The organism is Sphingobacterium siyangense (assembly GCF_023277505.1).
Classification (GTDB): Bacteria; Bacteroidota; Bacteroidia; order Sphingobacteriales; family Sphingobacteriaceae; genus Sphingobacterium; species Sphingobacterium siyangense.
In genome coordinates, this window is record NZ_CP080574.1 from 3,230,895 (window position 1) to 3,247,931 (window position 17,037).

At 38.2% G+C, this 17,037-nt stretch carries 18 protein-coding genes and 1 tRNA gene; 4 read left to right on the forward strand and 15 right to left on the reverse strand.

The genetic code is table 11. From position 1 onward, the window contains the following. The first annotated feature begins 34 nt into the window (after positions 1–34). Positions 35–114: transfer RNA gene (locus tag K2F45_RS13200), tRNA-Leu, on the forward strand. A 215-nt stretch (positions 115–329) separates the two neighbouring features. Here the strand turns inward: K2F45_RS13200 and K2F45_RS13205 are convergent. The 10 genes from K2F45_RS13205 to K2F45_RS13250 all read right to left on the reverse strand — a co-directional run bounded on the left by K2F45_RS13205 (position 330) and on the right by K2F45_RS13250 (position 8,271). After that, the gene (locus K2F45_RS13205; RefSeq protein WP_075992600.1) at positions 330–749 is read right to left on the reverse strand and encodes a c-type cytochrome; all 420 of its coding nucleotides are present in this window, start codon (positions 747–749) and stop codon (positions 330–332) included. Positions 750–840: 91 nt separating this feature from the next. Continuing rightward, the gene (locus K2F45_RS13210; protein ID WP_075992601.1) at positions 841–1,227 is read right to left on the reverse strand and encodes a hypothetical protein; all 387 of its coding nucleotides are present in this window, start codon (positions 1,225–1,227) and stop codon (positions 841–843) included. A 44-nt stretch (positions 1,228–1,271) separates the two neighbouring features. After that, positions 1,272–1,928, reverse strand: a complete 657-nt coding sequence (locus tag K2F45_RS13215; RefSeq protein WP_075992602.1) for a DUF1345 domain-containing protein — start codon at positions 1,926–1,928, stop codon at positions 1,272–1,274. Positions 1,929–1,939: 11 nt separating this feature from the next. Further along, positions 1,940–2,752, reverse strand: coding sequence for a hypothetical protein (locus tag K2F45_RS13220; RefSeq protein ID WP_075992603.1), 813 nt, complete (start codon positions 2,750–2,752; stop codon positions 1,940–1,942). Positions 2,753–2,810: 58 nt separating this feature from the next. Next, positions 2,811–3,800, reverse strand: coding sequence for an LLM class flavin-dependent oxidoreductase (locus K2F45_RS13225; protein ID WP_248933796.1), 990 nt, complete (start codon positions 3,798–3,800; stop codon positions 2,811–2,813). Positions 3,801–3,846: 46 nt separating this feature from the next. Then, positions 3,847–5,034: a THUMP-like domain-containing protein gene (locus K2F45_RS13230; protein WP_248933797.1), complete on the reverse strand. Its 1,188-nt coding sequence runs from the start codon at positions 5,032–5,034 to the stop codon at positions 3,847–3,849. After that, positions 5,035–6,297, reverse strand: coding sequence for an aspartate kinase (locus K2F45_RS13235; RefSeq protein WP_075992606.1), 1,263 nt, complete (start codon positions 6,295–6,297; stop codon positions 5,035–5,037). 23 nt (positions 6,298–6,320) lie between these two features. Further along, entirely contained in the window at positions 6,321–7,112 is a 792-nt protein-coding gene (locus tag K2F45_RS13240; RefSeq protein WP_248933798.1) for a DUF3298 and DUF4163 domain-containing protein, read from the reverse strand. 21 nt (positions 7,113–7,133) lie between these two features. Next, positions 7,134–7,586, reverse strand: coding sequence for a GNAT family N-acetyltransferase (locus K2F45_RS13245; protein WP_248933799.1), 453 nt, complete (start codon positions 7,584–7,586; stop codon positions 7,134–7,136). Continuing rightward, positions 7,579–8,271: a YggS family pyridoxal phosphate-dependent enzyme gene (locus K2F45_RS13250; protein WP_075992609.1), complete on the reverse strand. Its 693-nt coding sequence runs from the start codon at positions 8,269–8,271 to the stop codon at positions 7,579–7,581. The genes K2F45_RS13245 and K2F45_RS13250 overlap by 8 nt, the downstream gene beginning before the upstream one ends. 73 nt (positions 8,272–8,344) lie before the next feature. Here K2F45_RS13250 and K2F45_RS13255 point away from each other — a divergent pair, with 73 nt between their 5' ends. The 3 genes from K2F45_RS13255 to K2F45_RS13265 all read left to right on the forward strand — a co-directional run bounded on the left by K2F45_RS13255 (position 8,345) and on the right by K2F45_RS13265 (position 12,226). Then, positions 8,345–9,115 carry a DUF4296 domain-containing protein gene (locus K2F45_RS13255; protein WP_075992610.1) on the forward strand — a complete coding sequence of 257 codons (771 nt, stop codon included), beginning with the start codon at positions 8,345–8,347 and terminating at the stop codon, positions 9,113–9,115. A gap of 21 nt (positions 9,116–9,136) precedes the next feature. Further along, entirely contained in the window at positions 9,137–11,506 is a 2,370-nt protein-coding gene (locus K2F45_RS13260) for an endonuclease MutS2 (protein ID WP_075992611.1), read from the forward strand. Between the two features lie 63 nt (positions 11,507–11,569). Next, a complete protein-coding gene (locus K2F45_RS13265; protein ID WP_075994794.1) occupies positions 11,570–12,226 on the forward strand; it encodes an MgtC/SapB family protein in 657 nt (218 codons plus the stop codon). A gap of 28 nt (positions 12,227–12,254) precedes the next feature. Here the strand turns inward: K2F45_RS13265 and K2F45_RS13270 are convergent, their stop codons facing one another. From K2F45_RS13270 to cysD, 5 genes are all read right to left on the reverse strand, one after another. Next, complete coding sequence (locus K2F45_RS13270) at positions 12,255–12,620, reverse strand: hypothetical protein (RefSeq protein WP_237241648.1); 366 nt, start codon at positions 12,618–12,620, stop codon at positions 12,255–12,257. Then, positions 12,598–12,843 carry a hypothetical protein gene (locus tag K2F45_RS13275; RefSeq protein ID WP_075992612.1) on the reverse strand — a complete coding sequence of 82 codons (246 nt, stop codon included), beginning with the start codon at positions 12,841–12,843 and terminating at the stop codon, positions 12,598–12,600. Before K2F45_RS13275 ends, K2F45_RS13270 begins: the two co-directional genes overlap by 23 nt. Before the next feature lie 102 nt (positions 12,844–12,945). Then, positions 12,946–14,277 carry an NADP-specific glutamate dehydrogenase gene (gdhA, locus tag K2F45_RS13280; protein WP_075992613.1) on the reverse strand — a complete coding sequence of 444 codons (1,332 nt, stop codon included), beginning with the start codon at positions 14,275–14,277 and terminating at the stop codon, positions 12,946–12,948. 590 nt (positions 14,278–14,867) lie between these two features. Next, positions 14,868–16,112, reverse strand: coding sequence for a sulfate adenylyltransferase subunit 1 (locus K2F45_RS13285; protein WP_083663627.1), 1,245 nt, complete (start codon positions 16,110–16,112; stop codon positions 14,868–14,870). A 29-nt stretch (positions 16,113–16,141) separates the two neighbouring features. Beyond that, the gene (gene cysD, locus K2F45_RS13290) at positions 16,142–17,032 is read right to left on the reverse strand and encodes a sulfate adenylyltransferase subunit CysD (RefSeq protein WP_075992615.1); all 891 of its coding nucleotides are present in this window, start codon (positions 17,030–17,032) and stop codon (positions 16,142–16,144) included. Positions 17,033–17,037: the final 5 nt, after the last annotated feature.

The window sequence follows — 17,037 nt, forward strand, 5'->3', positions numbered from 1 at the left end:
CTTTGCTTACTTTTGCATCATCCCAAACGGATATGCCCGGATGGCGGAATTGGTAGACGCGCTGGTCTCAAACACCAGTGGGAAACCGTGCCGGTTCGACTCCGGCTCCGGGTACTAAAGCTTCTCAATCGAGAAGCTTTTTTTATTTACTTACTTACTTACTTACTGCTTTTTAGACTTAGTTTAAGGTAGTTTTGCGTGGTTCCTTATTCATTTCCAAAACTAATGGCCTTATTCTTCTGCTTTTCAGCTTTCTCCATTAAAATGTATTAGAAATAAAAAACACCACAATACAGCGTATTATGGTGTTACATGAATATGTGGTTTGATTAGTTTTTTGCCAAGACCATTTCTGGTTCTTCTTTTCCGCCGTGACAGGTTTTACAGGAAATAGCTTTGGCAGGCGAGCTATCCCAGCTACGATTAAAATACTTTTTGTTTATCTTTTGGGTCATCTTAATCATCGCTCGTCCAATTTCTTTTTTGTGGTTATCGTCACTTGCAAAATCCATTTTTTTAGGATCCTCTTTCGATGGTGCGTGACAGAAACCACATTTTACGCCCAAAGCGACATTAAATTCCTTCATGGTGGAAATCAATTCATCGTGGGAGATATTCTTGGGAAGAACTTTTAGATTGGTCGGTTTTGGTTCTTCTTTAGGTTTTTCCTGTTGGAAGCTAAATGCACTCAAAGCAAGGGCGATAGCAAACACCGATGCAATTGCACCTAATTTATTTATTTTTTTCATTTCTCTTTTCCTTTATGCTTACCTAAATATAGGGAGAAAGCGATAATTTTCAAACAGAAAATGAAGTTAATATGACAATTTAGATTGATTATTATTTACGTACTGCGTTATCTACATTCCAAGATTGGCTATTGGATTGATAGTTAATTCTCAGCAGCTTTCCTTCGATTGTTACGTTTTTTAAGAGTGTTGTATCAGTGGAGACCCAAGTGCTATCATTGGTTTTATTAAATCTAACTCCTGTGATATTTGGAATGCCCGTGAAAAATTCAATTTTATAGGTGTCTGTACCATCAGGCAGCACGCGTATCAAGCGATTATCGCGGTCCACTTCAATTGAATTTCCTTGGTATTTAACACGACCGATAAAGCTGCCGGAAGCGCCTGCAGAAGCACCGCCTGTATTTTCATTTTTTTTACACGAGATAAATATGATAACGAATAAAACGGACGCGACTAGAGGCTTAAACAACTTCATGTGTGTAATTTTTTGTGCTAAAATAAGCTTTTTTGGCCAAAATCTCAATTGATCAAACCAGAAATGATGTTAATAGTCAATGCAACGACAAAGGTATTTAACGCAAAGGAGAGGAGGCCGTGAAATAATGCTACTCTTCTTATTTTTTTTGACGAGATTCCCACATCAGATACTTGAAAGGTACAGCCCATCACAAATGAAAAATAAGCAAAATCCAAATAGTCGGGCTTGTCGTCTCCCGGAAATTCCAGTCCAGTTCCGGCAGCTTTATTTTCATAGTATAATCGGGCGTAATGAAAGGTATATATGGTATGGACCAATCCCCAGGAGGACAGCATGGCTAATATGCAAATAATGATAATATACGCGTCATTTAACTGTTTATCCTTACTTGATATAATAATCATCAATACCGAAACAAAACAGCCTATGGTCACTAAGATGATAAATAACGACACGAAGAGACGGCTACCATCCTCTTGCTGTGCTTTCCTGGCAATGGAAGCAATCGGCATTGTGTAGAATGTGTACCAGGATATAGAAATATAGGATACACAAAATCCAAACCAGCATAACATCAAATTAAGCAGCGGAAGGCTTTTGATCGGCGAGAGCAGGTAGATCAACAGAAAGAAAAAGACCGAAATCAGTGCCCTATGTATGGATTGCATCCGATGCAGGTAGTAGCTCATTTTTCCCATTTCAGGTTCAATTAACAGTCAAATTGTTCTTCTGCTTCAAACATCAATGGGTTGCCGTTATTGGACAGAAACAGTAGCATAGCTTCTTCCTCATAATTTTTTGGATTGGAAAAAATAAAATCTAATGCACCATCTCGGTCGATATCCCCAACGAATAGAGTCGACATAAATACGTGGTCATATTGGTCAACCTGAAAAAGTATTTTCTCTTTATTTCGATTATTTGGAATATAGAGCAGCTTGTAATTGGTAACCTCATGAAACACCTTTTCGTGCCCTTTTTCATCTGTTTGTACTTCTGTGGACTTGATAGTTCCCGAGCCCTTAAGCTCGATCGTTTGGTTATTGAAAGAATATGCAACGGATTCTTTTGGCCATACTTCGGAGTGACTTATTTTAACATGTTCCACAGCACCAGCTTTAAGCCCCTTGAGTTTCAAGAATAACAATGAATTTCTTCGTGATTCAACGCTTTTAGTCGCTACTTGTGCGCAATCGTCAAAACCGTCCTTGACCTCAAAATCGGCTTTACCTAGATAATATTGACCATTCTCTTCATAGAGATCATACCATTCTTTGTTTAATACTGTTGTAGGATCGTTCTTTTCCCATATGCGATAGCTGCGTACAAGAAAAATCTGTCCTTGTGAAGAATCGCTTTCAGGAGAAACGAACGATGTAGTGCTATCGCTAGTTGATACGGCTAAACTATCCGAAGTGTTTGCTGTATCAGGTAAATTTCTATGTTGTTTTGTAGAGGAGTTTGTACATGCCTGCAGGAAAAATAATCCCAGGATCAGGCTCATGTTAATGGAAATATTCATATACGGTGAATTTTGTTTAAATATATAAAATTCACCGTATATAAAGTAGCTTGGATCCTTAAGCGAGTATTTCTTTCAACAATGATAACGAATGGAGACACTTTTCATCATCAAAGATATAAGAAGTAGCCATGATCTCGTCCACTTTGTGATCGTTTACGAATTTTTCTATTTCTGGAAGAATTTTAGTACCATCGCCAATAAATGCACAGGAAGCCATACTTTGCACGGCCTGCTCTATGGCCGGAATGCCTTTATAGATAACTTCCTGAGTAGGTTCTGAAAGTGGCCTTCTGGTATTTGTCACAATACCAGCGAATAGATTATAGAAGCTTGTGGCCAAAAAATTGGCTTCTTCGGTACTATCGGCAGCAATAACATTTATACAAGAAATGAAATATGGCTTTTCCAAAGCATCAGAAGGAACAAAATTTTGATGATAGATCATGCTTGCTGAGGCAAACTGAGCGGGAGCAAAATGCGTTGCAAAAGCATAGGGAAGACCTAGACTAGCGGCTAAATAGGCACTATCGGTACTTGACCCGAGGATATAAAGTGGGATATCCAGTCCTTCTCCTGGAAATGCACGTACTTTTGCGTCATAGTTGTCTGCACTGAAGTAGCGCTGTAAGTCTTTTACCTCTTGAGGAAATTGAAAGGCTGTATTCAAGTTGTTTCTACGTAAAGCCATTGCGGTCAATTGATCAGTACCTGGGGCACGTCCTAAACCGAGGTCAATACGCCCTGGAAATAAGGTTTCTAAGGTTCCAAATTGCTCTGCAATGACTAAAGGAGCATGATTGGGTAACATAATCCCACCAGAACCCACGCGAATAGAACTGGTATTTGATGCGATATGTTGTATTAGGAGTGAAGTTGCTGAACTTGCAATATATTCCATATTATGATGTTCGGCCACCCATATTCTTTTAAAATCTAATTTTTCTACATGCCGGGCAATCTTAACGGTACGAGCCAATGCGCTCGCTGTATGCTCCCCTTTTTTGATCGGAGCCAAATCCAGTGCCGATAATGCTATTTTATCCATACACTAAAATTACGGAGAAGATTTTCGACAATTGTAATGAAAATGTCTATTCTAGCATTCGTTGTGTATGTATGACACTAAATTGATCATTTAGGGTTGTCGTAAAAAAAGAAAAGGAGTTCCCAACGTCCTTGATTTTAAATTTCTTTTTAATCTCTTCTGTTTTGAGCGGGAAATTTTTGGCAATGATCCCTGATTGCAATAATTTCTTGTTTTTCTTGAAATCAGAAAAGGATTCTACCTGTTTTACGATAAATGTTTTACCAGGAAAGTTTTCGATCTTTTGATCGGAAGTGTAGAGATGTGTGTTTTTATGAAGTTTTTTGATGTTAAATAATTGGCCAACCGTTTTAAAGGCCCCGGCTTTGGAGAGAGCAACATCTGGTTCATATAAATAGGATAGTGGTTCGCTATATTCATTTACTAGAGCGCGCTCACTTTCATAGCTGAAGGAGATAACTTGTTGCTGTCCGTGATATAATCTGACGGCATGAACGATGGCGTCACCTTCATAATCTTTTTCTTGCACGAAAATAAGCTCTTTGCATTCATTTTGTGAGGATACAACATAAACATCTTTTACATGTCTCAGCTGTTGTATGGCAGAAGAGATATCCAATAGTGGTGCAAGTTTGCTGATGATGGTGTTGCTGCGCTGAAAAAAGTCATCCTGCAATTGCACTAAATTAGGTTCACATTCATCTAATAAAAAGACTTTTTTGTTCTGAACTCTTCTCGAAGGATCTAAATAGATGTAATCAAATTGTTTGATTGGATCATTGAGAATGTAATCGACACCGTTAGCGGCAATGATCTGAAGGTTATCTGCTTTCAATACAGCGGCATTATGTTTTGTGATCGCTGCCAAATCAGGATTTAGTTCGCAAGACGTAACCTGTGCAGCCTGTTTTGAGAAGTAAAAGCTATCTACCCCAAAGCCACTGGTGGCATCAATCAAGCGTGTACCTTTTTTAATTAGTGAACTTTTGAATACTGCCGTTGTTTCCGAAGAACATTGCTCCAAGTTAAGCTTAGCAGGAAAATAGATCCCTGGCGTTTCCGCCCATAAGGGAATTTTTGCGCTAGCCCGTTGTCTTCCGTCAAGTTGTGCGGCAAGCTCGGAAGACAATATTCCTTCAAAAGGAGATTTTTTTAATGCAATTTTAGTAGGTGACTCAAGTGCGTTTCTGTCTAAAAACCGTTGAATCTCCTCTTGAAGGATCAATGTATTCATTTATATTTTCTTTACGAGAAGCTGACAGGTATATGTATCCTTTAATTCACTAATAACTTGCTTATCAACCAAAACGCGATCAATTGTTTCTTGATTGTAATAACGAATTGTAATAAGTTCGAGTCCGGATTCATATTTGACTTTGAACCTTTGCTCCAGCTCATTGATTAAGTCCACCAGATTTTTTCCTGTATCATCTACTGCAACGGTGAAATTGATAGCTGTGTTGTGCATCATATTGATTTTGATACGATGCTCGTAGAATAGATTAAAGATATCTCTTAAATTATCTTCCACGATAAAAGAAAAGTCCCTTGGAGAGATTGAAATAAAAATTTGATTTACCTTGAATATGAAAGAAGGGACAGGTAATGTTTGATTCGTACTTTTTATCATAGTACCCGGAGAATCGGGGTCGACAAAGGAACGTACGTTCAATGCGATTTTCTTATTCTGTAATGGTTTGATGGTTTTAGGGTGAATGACCGTGGCACCATAATAAGTGAGTTCGATGGCATCCGTATAGGATAACTCGGGAATTAGCTCGGTTTTCTCAAACCATTTTGGATCGGCATTAAGTACACCAGGAACATCCTTCCAAATCGTTACATTTTCAGCATTTAGGCAGGAAGCAAAGATCGCCGCCGAATAGTCGGAGCCTTCACGACCCAAAGTAGTTGTGAAATTTTCAGAGGTAGAGCCCAAAAAACCTTGCGTAATCACGATATATTCGTCAAGTATTGCAGGCAGCTCCGTACGAATTTTTTCTTCAGTTTTATTCCAGTCTACAACTGCTTCGCGATACGTATTGTCTGTGAATATATAATCACGCGCATCGAGCCACTTTACCTTTTCACCAATAAAAGAAACATAAGCTGCCACAATCTTCGTCGAGATAAGTTCACCCATCGATACAATTTGATCGAAAAGATAGTCATATGAATCTTGAGGTTCCTCCTCTAAAATCCATTCGATCTCCACAAAGCAGTTAGAAATCTCATCAAATATAGGGTGTTCAGCGTCAGGAAATAATTCTCGAAGAATATGAAAGTGAAATTCTTTGGCCTCTTCCAATGTCTGAAATTGATTGCCAGTATTGTTAAAATATTCTTTGGTCAATTTTTCTAGAAGGTTTGTTGTCTTTCCCATCGCTGATATGACAACTAACAAGGCTTCGCCCTTGTATTTTGAAATAATCCGCGCTGAATTTCTGACACTTTCTGCATCCTTTACTGATGCGCCCCCAAATTTAAAAACCTGCATTTATTTATTAGTTTAGTTGATTGCTAATTGATACTATCTATATAATGTAATCCTTTGTCCGAAATCAGATGTTTGAATGTCGTGTAGGGAATACGTAATTCTGTATTTCCCTCCGCATAGGATTTGATCTCATATAGGTTATAATAAAATAGAATATCGTCCTTTTCAAACGTAAAATTATCTGCGAGCGAAAACTTACCATCTTCAAAAAAATACTTTCCACTTAAAGAATCGTCCGTGCTTAACCCTTCTTGTTTGCGGAAATATTGCTCAGCGATTTTGACAAATTTATCTTTATTCTCTTTCTGAATAATGTCATCAATCATAATCTGTTTGTTTGACTGTCTATCGAAGTTTGAATAAAGGGTAAAGTGGTCACCATGTGCACCGCCCGTGTATTCGTCCTGCTTTGTCCTTAGCCCCAGAAAAACAGGAGTATTGGCAATCACATCGACCTGTAGATCCCGGTTCCAGGTTGCAGTGGATTTGCCGTTATTATCCTCCACATATTCATTGTAAGAATTAATAAATCGATGGGCGGCCTCCTGCATACTTGTGTCGCCTTCGAGATGAACAATATTGGTGATAAGTTCATTAATTTTATCTTCTTGAAAAACAGGGTATTTTGCGCGAAAATACGTTGTGTCCAATCGATCATCTTCTTTTAGAAAATAATTGCTATGCTCATCTATGCTTTTTTGACTATAGGAGAGTGTGTCTGTGGGCTGTGTCGCTATAGCGGCCTTTTTGTGGTCATTGCAAGCGGACAGCAAACAGCTGATAACTAATACTATTAAAGAAAAGTAAAATCGCATTGAATAGATTATCTCTGTTATTTAATAAGTGATTGACACATTGATCCATTCGGCATCAAAGTTTGCTTTATATTTTTCATAAAACTTTATAGCGGGCTCATTCCAATCGAGGACTTGCCATACCATGCCATGGAATCCACATTGTTTACCGTAAGCTAAAGTTTTATCAAAAAGCAGTTTTCCTATCCCCAAACCTCGCATTCTTTCGGTGACAATCAGATCCTCCAAATAGAGTCTTCTGCCTTTCCACGTCGAATATCGGACATAATATAATGAAATTCCGACAATTTCGCCATCCACTTCAGCAACGAATGCGCCCCATACGGGATTCTTTCCAAAGCCTGCATCTTTAAATTCTTCAAGTGATACTGTGACTTCGTCTGGTGCTTTTTCAAAAATAGCCAATTCTTTAATCAGCTCGAGCATTTGTGGGCAATCATTGTCGATAGCCTCTCGTATGGTTGCTTTAATCATTGTTTTTGAAGTGCTTGATTACTCTTTTACCAAATATTGTGCTTCCAATGCGTACCATTGTTGAACCTTCTTCAATCGCCAGCTTATAGTCTGAAGACATCCCCATGGAGAGAATATTGAAGTACGCTTCCTTCCGGTAAAAACTTGCCTTAATTCCATCGAATAACATTTTTAACTCATAGAATTCAGCTTTAATGACTTTTTCTTTATCCGTATTGGATGCTATGCCCATTAAGCCGCAAATTCGAATATTTTTTAATTCGAGAAACTCGTCGTCGCGAAGAAGCTCCACTAGCTCAGCATGGTCGAAACCAAATTTTGTTTCTTCTTCTGCAATATATACTTGCAACAAACAGTCGATTGTACGCTTCGCTTTCTGAGCATGTTTGTTAATCTCTTTTAATAATTTTAATGAATCAACTGACGCAATTAAGCTGATGAATGGTGTAATATATTTAACCTTATTTGTTTGAAGGTGGCCAATCATATGCCACTGAATATCTTTGGGTAAAAGCTCTGCTTTTTCAACTAATTCTTGAACATGATTTTCACCAAAGATACGTTGTCCTGCCTCATAGGCTTCCATAATGTCCGAATTGGATTTTGTTTTTGAAACTGCTACAAGTTGTACCCCAACAGCCTCGGTTTCCAATCTTAACGTTTCTAAATTACTAGCAATACTCATTTCCGATATAGTTTTGATGATGTAAAAAGTGCCAAATGTCGGTGCTTTTTGTAAATTTGTACAAAACTACGAAATGCTACGATTAATACTGAATCTACTTGCAGTGATTTTTTTATTTGGTTCTTGTGTCGGAACTGGGGGGAAAGATATTATCTCTCAAAGTAAGTTTGTGGATGCCTTGACAGAAATTCAGCTGACAGACTCTTATCTTAATATTTTACCCATTGATAGTGCACGTAAAGTGATGTTGCCTTTGTATCAAGTGACCTTTGATAAATATGGATTGGATTCGGTTTCTTTTCGAAAGAACTTAGACTATTATGGTAAGGATGCTGAAGTGATGTCTGCGATTTATAAAAAAGTGGAGGATAATTTAACGAGGGAAAATAAGATTTATGCAGATTTAGAACGGAAAAAACAAGATTCAATTCGAACGCGCGATTCAATCCAAAATATGCGTATTCAAGATAGTACCAATCGTGTTATGCGTGCACAGCAGGCTTATCAGGAACGAATTGCAGCCCTTATCCATTATCTGCCGAATAAGACGAAATTCAACTTTAGAGAAGCTTCTTCCTTGTTTAATACAAACTTTCAAACAAAGACCGGTATAAACTTGAACGGCTATCTCATGAACCAATTGTCGGTCGGTAATTCAAATTTACCAATTGAATCACCTTCTCCACAGAAAGATACGGTTTCCCAACTGAAAACACCTGGTACTTCAGTCAAGGATACTGTTGTGACACAAAAGCGTGTGGAGCCACAATTACCAACAAATGAATTGGAAAAAAGACCAATTCTTACGCCGCCGCAGCATATCAAGCCGCCGACGAAACTTTAACCATCAAAGAATATAATTTCTATGGTATATCCAATAAATGCAATTGATAAACTCGGGTTTTCCGAGATAAAAGATAAAATAAAACAAAAATGCCTAAGCGAGTCGGGGCGTGAGTTGGTTGAAAAAATTCAACCTCAAACTCGGTTTGACCAAATCGACCGGTTTCTAAGACAAACCAGCGAGTTTAAGGATCTTCTAATGAATGATGGCGCATTTCCGGTTGAAAATTTCTTTCCGCTTCGATCTATTATTGAGAAAGCTCGGGTAGAGGGGGCGTTTTTATTCGAGGATGAATTCTTTCGGGTGTTATTATCCCTCAAGACTGTTTACGCGATTATTCGTTATTTTAATGAACGGGAGGGACTCTATCCCAATCTAGAGGTATTATTTGAACATTTACCGATCGAGAAGGGAATTATTCGCGATATTGAAATGATCATTGATGAACGTGGAAAGCTTAAAAATAATGCTTCCCGATTATTGTTGGAAATAACTCAACAGATTCAACGAGCGGAACAGGAGGCACTTAAACGTATCAATAGTATCTTTAAGAGCGCACAGGACAGTGGCTGGACAGCGGACGGGAATCTGACGATACGGGATGGAAGGCTCTGTATTCCTATTCTTGCGGAAAATAAAAGAAAGCTCAAAGGTTTGATTCATGATGAGTCAGCTACAGGACAAACAGCTTATATAGAACCTGAAGAAGTATTTCAGTTAAATAATAAGATTAGGGATTTAGAGTTTGAACGTAGACGTGAGGTCATCCGTATTTTAGTGGAGCTAACGGACAAGGTCCGACCACATATTCCGCTATTGCTTTCCTATCATAGCCTATTGACCAAAGTAGATTTTGTGCGTGCGAAAGCACTTTTTGCCTTGGATATTGAGGCGGAAATGCCGGAGTTATCGAAGGAGGCCGAGATTAATTTGGTCAATGGTCGACACCCGCTTCTATTGCTGAATCAGCATCATACTGTTGTTCCGTTGAACATTCAAATCGATAATATTCAACGCATTATTGTTGTCTCAGGGCCGAATGCGGGTGGGAAATCTGTATGTATGAAAACTGTTGGTCTGTTGCAAATCATGGTACAATCGGGCTTATTAATACCAGCGGAACCGACAAGTAAAGTCGGTGTTTTTAAGCAAATATTTGCAGATATAGGCGATGATCAATCCATTGAAAGTGATCTAAGTACCTACAGCGCGCATCTGTCCAAGATGAAATATTTCACGGAATTTGCAAACGGGCGTACTTTGGTACTGATCGATGAGTTTGGAACAGGTACTGACCCTTTGTTTGGCGGACCTATTGCTGAGGCTGTATTGGAATCACTTAGCAAAAAGCAAATTAGGGGAGTTGTGACAACACACTATTCAAATCTTAAAGTTTTTGCTAGTAACACGACGGGTTTGGAAAATGCTTCAATGTTATTTGACAATCGCGAAATGAAACCGATGTATATCCTTCAAATTGGCAAGCCAGGAAGCTCTTATGCTTTCGAAATCGCGCAGAAAATAGGATTAGGTAAGGATATTCTGGAATCTGCTAAAAGTAAAATTGGTGTTCAGCAGAAGAAGGTAGATACACTATTGATCGATCTTGAACGAGAGAAGAAAGAGGTGTTTGATACAAAAATTGCTATTAATAAGCGCGAGAAGGAACTGGAGTCGATTAAATCGGAGTATTTGGAATTGCAAAGTTATTTGGAAGAAAATAAGCGCGTGATTTTGAAGAAGGCGAAAGAGGAAGCGCAGCAGATTATTAAAAGTTCGAATAAGTTAATCGAAAATACCGTAGCACAGATCAAATCTGCAAAAGCGGATAAAGAGAAAACACGTGAGTTGCGCAGCAATTTGGATCAGGCACTTCAAGCTGTTCTCCCCAAAGAGCAAAAACCAGCAAAGCAAATCGTCAAAGAGAAAACACCTGAAGCCACTGTATTAAATATTGGGGATTGGGTGCAGATTATTGATAATGGTGCTGAAGCGCAGATTGTCGAAATTGCAAAGAACAACCTTATTCTTGCCATGGGTGAATTGCGTACTGTTCAAAAGCGAAAAAATGTCGTTAAACTCGAAGGTCGGGAAGGGAAGAAGTCCGCAAAAAGCCTGTCAAAATCACTGTCTTCTGGTAGTGTTGCTGATTTTAAACCAGAACTTGATTTGAGAGGCATGCGCACAGAAGACGCACTGAATGAATTAGAACGTGTTCTGGATCGGGCCGTCATGATAGGTTACCCATCCTTAAAAATTATTCATGGTAAAGGTGATGGTATTTTGCGCAAATTTATTCGCGACTACCTCCGTAAATATAGCCATGTAAGCCGTTTTGAGGACGAGCATCAAGATCGTGGGGGCGATGGTATAACATACGCTTATCTATAGCCTATATTGCATGGAGCTGCGAATGTTCGGAGCTCCATGTTTCATCTTTCTGCAAAGTTTAGTATGGAGAATATTATTAACTTTTTGACTAGTGAGCCTTTGTTAAACGCGATCACTTCAATTCTGTGTGGCAGTTTAATTGGTTTTGAACGTGAATATAGGAATAAATCTGCTGGATTTCGAACGGTAGTACTTATTTGTTTCGGTTCGGCGATGTTTACTATTGTCTCCTGTTTGTTTATTGGAAATAGTACGGATCGCGTAGCTGCAAATATTGTGACTGGTATAGGCTTTATTGGCGCTGGTGTGATCTTTAAAGGCAAGCTATCGGTCAGTGGTCTCACAACGGCGGCCGTTATTTGGGCGACAGCTGGTATTGGAATGTTTGCCGGATTGGGGCAACTGGTTTATGCCATTTCCTTTGCTGTCTTTATGGTGGTAATACTCGCGCTTTTTCAGCGGATAGAAATTCTTCTGGCTCGTTATTACCTAATCCGTTCTCTACACGTGAAATTTAGTTCCAATGAGTTTTATCACTTACATGAGTTTGAACAATTGGCATTGGATTTTAAGATTAAAGCTACTAGACGTGTTATTGAAAAGATCAATGGTAAGTTGGAGGTAATGTATGATATTTCTGGCAAAATGACCGATCTAGATCGTTTTAACCAACAATTGGCAGGTTCATTAGTTATAGATGAGTTTTACTATAACAAATAAACACATCTATAACTAATTTCAGCATAGCTTAGGTTGTTTCTTTACCTCCAAAAGTAATCAAAACCATGCCTGAAATAATGACAAACATACCCAGTACTTGCTGCCAGCTCAATGAACTTTTAAAATATAGCGCCATCGCCAACTGGACGGTCAAAAACGTACCGCCAGAACATAAGGCAATTACGATGGGTTGAGAGACATTTTTAAATAACTGTACAAGAAACCAACTTGCTGATAAAAGAATAATGTTTCCAATAATTAAAGTTGTCCATTTATACTTCGGATGTACCCCGCCAAGTTTAAATAGGATAGATGAAATAATTTGACAGGCCCAAAATGCCACAAAATAGATATAGTTCAGCATAGATTTTTTATTCGTATCTACTGTAAGCATTGTTAAAAGATTGGCGCATCGAAGCGAATTGATTGATCACACTCTTTAGAAATTCTTCGTCGAGTAAATCAAATACCCCATTTACACCGCCAATTATATCCATTTCTGCAATTTTATAGGATTGTTCTAAGTTTCCTTGCTCAAATTTAATAATGAATTTTTGATTCATACCAAAAATTGAAATCTTGCAATCGGGATGGGGGAGTTCAGCTATTAATCTCATGTAAATTTCGTGTTTTTTAAAATTAGCATAAAAATATAAAAAAACGCCCAAATGCAATGCATTTGAGCGCTCAGGATTATGATATGATTAGAAAAAGGCGTGTTATACGATACCTTGTGCTTTCATCGCGTTAGCGACTTTTATGAAACCACCAATATTGGCACCTTTCAAATAATTAACGAATCCACTGTCTTGGCCATATTTCAAACAAGTTTCGTGAATGCTTTCCATAATAATTTTTAAGCGATTGTCAACTTCTTCTGTACACCATTGTGTCCGGATTGAGTTTTGAGACATTTCTAAACCGCTGACAGCAACACCTCCAGCATTCGCGGCTTTACCGGGTGCAAAACTGATTTTTGCGTCTAGAAAAACTTTAATAGCTTCTGCAGTAGAAGGCATATTGGCACCCTCAGCTACGCAGATACAACCATTTGCTACAAGCGCTTTAGCATCCGATTCTTCTAATTCATTTTGTGTTGCACATGGCAATGCGATATCACATTTAAATTGCCAAGGCTTTTGACCAGGTAAGAACTGGGCATTCGGATAACGTGCAGGGTATTGATCGAGGTTTCTTCCCAAGGTAGCTCCAAATGCCATTTTTTCGGCATCAAAACCATCAGGATCATAAAGTGTACCCAAGCTATTTGAAACTGTAATCACTTTGGCACCAAGTTGAACGGCTTTTTCAACAGCGTAAAAGGCTACGTTGCCAGCACCAGATACTGTCGCTACTTGACCTTGTAAAGATTTTCCTTGATATTTAAATATACAGTCAACAAAATATAGAAGCCCATAGCCAGTAGCTTCAGGACGAATATATGATCCACCCCATAATTCACCTTTACCTGTTAGAACACCTGTAAAATTGTTTTGAAGTCGCTTAAATTGACCAAATAGGAAACCTATTTCACGTCCACCAACTCCAATATCTCCTGCAGGAACATCTGTATCTGCACCAATATGACGATAAAGTTCAGTCATAAAGCTTTGACAAAAACGCATAATTTCATTATCTGATTTACCTTTAGGGTCAAAATCAGAGCCTCCTTTACCACCACCAATTGGCAGTCCTGTTAAACTGTTTTTAAATACTTGCTCAAAAGCGAGGAATTTTAAAATACTTTGATTAACAGAAGGAGCGAAGCGGAGACCGCCTTTATATGGACCGATTGAACTGTTCATTTGAACACGATAACCACGATTTACCTGTACCTGATGGTTATCATCCAACCAGGTTACACGGAAGGATATAATCCGCTCTGGTTCAGTCAGTCTTTCAAGAATCTTTTGGTCGAAAAATTCAGGATGGTTTTCGGTAATATAAGGAAATAAATCCTCGGTAACTTCTTTTACAGCTTGTAAGAATTCTGGTTCATTTGGATTGCGTTTCTCAACGATTGAGATGAACTCGTTAAAATTTTTTGACATGTTTTAATTAGTAAAATTTCCCTTTGGCTGGCACTAATTTATGTATTTTTTAATGAAAAACCAATATTTGTTAATTATTTACAAATATTAATCTGTTTTAATGAAATTTCATATTTTATTTTTTTTGTCTAAAATCGATGATTCATTGGTGAAATGTGTGTGTAGTGATAAATTGACTGTATTTTGTTCGATTTTTATTATTGAAAAACGAAAATGATTCTGTTTTGATAAAATAGATTGAAATAGAGCTAATAATTATAAAATATCTAACATCTAATGCTTTTTTATGATTATTTGGCAAATATTTCAGCTTAGTTTTAACTCGGATGCCTATATCCTTTTTGTATATTAGTTATTTATAATTTATATTATGTTAAATAGTTGTTTTGAATACTCTCCTTTTATATTGATTCAATAGTATTTTTTTAAATCAACAGATTTTAATAATAAGCCGAATACTGAGATGTTCGTTGTAATAGTTGTAATAATTGTCTCTGCTTTTGTACTACAGCAAATATAAAAGGAACCCAAACATTGTCTGAGTTCCTTAAAAAATATTTAGGTTGAATATTTACGATTAATCGTCTTTGTTAGTCGACAGCTTGAATCATCAATGCGCCGACTGTTAAATTTGTCCGTGGATCAATAACAATGGCTTGAGAATTTGCGGCATTTTCCTGCTGTAAATCAAATACTAGATTCTCAGCAGATTTAAGGGTTATTCGACCAATATCATTTAGTTTGATCGGGTCGTGATATATTTTTTCCTGTGTATTGATATCAAATTTATACAACACATCTACGATCTTAACTTTGGTTAATTTACTGTGACTTTGGACAAGATACACTTGTGTTGTATCCAAAGGTTTATTGTCGAACCAACATAAATTTGCTTGAATATTACGCTCAAACTTTGGTGGATGTTTTACACTCGCAATGGTATCGCCACGACTAATATCAACATCATCACTGAGGTGTACAATAACAGATTGTCCGTTTTCAGCCCGTTGAAGTTGTTGTCCGTTTAATTCAATGGCGTGAATTGTACTAGATGTTTCTGCTGGATAAACAATAACCTGGTCACCAACCGTTAAGCCCTCTCCTAGTACGCGGCCTGCATAACCTCTATAATCGTGCAAATCATCTGTTTGCGGTCTTACAACCCATTGGACGGGAAACCGCCAGCTGGCTGCTTCCTGTTCGTGAATTTCCACATTTTCTAGGTAATCCAATAAAGATTCGCCTGCATACCAACTCATTCTTTCGGACTTATGGACAATATTGTCTCCTTTTAAGGCTGAAACTGGTATGAAATCAATATCCTTAAGTCCGAGATTGGTTGCTAAAGTTAAATAATCGGCTTTGATCTGTTCGAAAATAGAAGCGCTATAATCGACCATATCCATCTTGTTTATGCAAACCAAAACTTGTTTCATGGCCAATAATTTAGCAATGAAAGAATGGCGTTTTGTTTGCTCTATTACACCTTTACGTGCGTCAACCAAAATGATTATAAGATCCGAATTGGACGCGCCAGTTACCATGTTTCTGGTGTATTGGATATGTCCTGGAGCATCCGCTATAATATATTTTCGGTGTTCGGTCTGAAAATATTTATATGCTACATCGATTGTTATCCCTTGTTCGCGTTCAGCTTTAAGTCCATCAGTCAATATGGCCAAGTCTACTGTTCCGTCGTCATTTTTTCGGTTGGCACGTTGTATAGCTTCCAATTGGTCATCCAAAATGGAGTTTGTATCGTATAGTAATCGGCCAATCAAGGTACTTTTACCATCATCTACAGAACCGGCCGTTATAAATTTCAATATATTCATTGTTGTCAATATCAGGTATTTGATTTGAATTAAAAGTATCCTTGTTTTTTGCGTTCTTCCATAGCTGCTTCCGATACCTTATCGTCCATTCTGGCGCCACGCTCACTTACCGTTGAGGCCTTGATCTCAGCGATAATATCATCTAGCTCTGTTGCCGTTGAATCTACCGCTGCTGTACAAGTCATGTCACCCACAGTTCTGAAACGTACAGATTTGCGTTCTACGATATCCTCTGCATCGATATTTAAGAATGAGGCGGCAGCCATCAATTGCCCATTTCGGGTAATAACCTCCCGTTCATGGCTGAAATAGATAGATGGCAATGCGATCTGTTCGCGTTTGATATAATTCCAGACATCGAGCTCGGTCCAGTTTGAAATGGGAAACACGCGTACATTTTCACCTTTATTTATTTTGCCATTAAAGATGCTCCACAGCTCAGGTCTTTGGCGTTTGGGGTCCCATTGTCCAAATTCATCACGCACTGAGAAGATTCTTTCCTTGGCACGGGCTTTTTCTTCGTCCCTACGTGCGCCACCGATACAAGCGTCAAAACCATGTTTTGAGATTGTATCGAGTAAGGTAACTGTCTGCAAGGCATTTCTACTTGCATTTTTTCCCCTTTGCTCAACGACTTTACCCTGATCAATGCTGTCTTGAACATAACCAACAATAAGTTTTTCTCGTATATCTTCAATCAGTGAATCCCTGAAAGTGATTGTTTCGGGGAAATTGTGACCAGTGTCAATGTGAACTAATGGAAAAGGAAATTTACCGGGTCTAAATGCTTTTTTTGCCAAGTGGACAAGCGTAATGGAGTCCTTACCACCAGAGAATAATAGCGCTGGTTTTTCAAATTGTCCGGCTACCTCTCTTAAAATATATATTGCTTCCGCTTCTAAATGATCTAAATAGTCCATTCTCT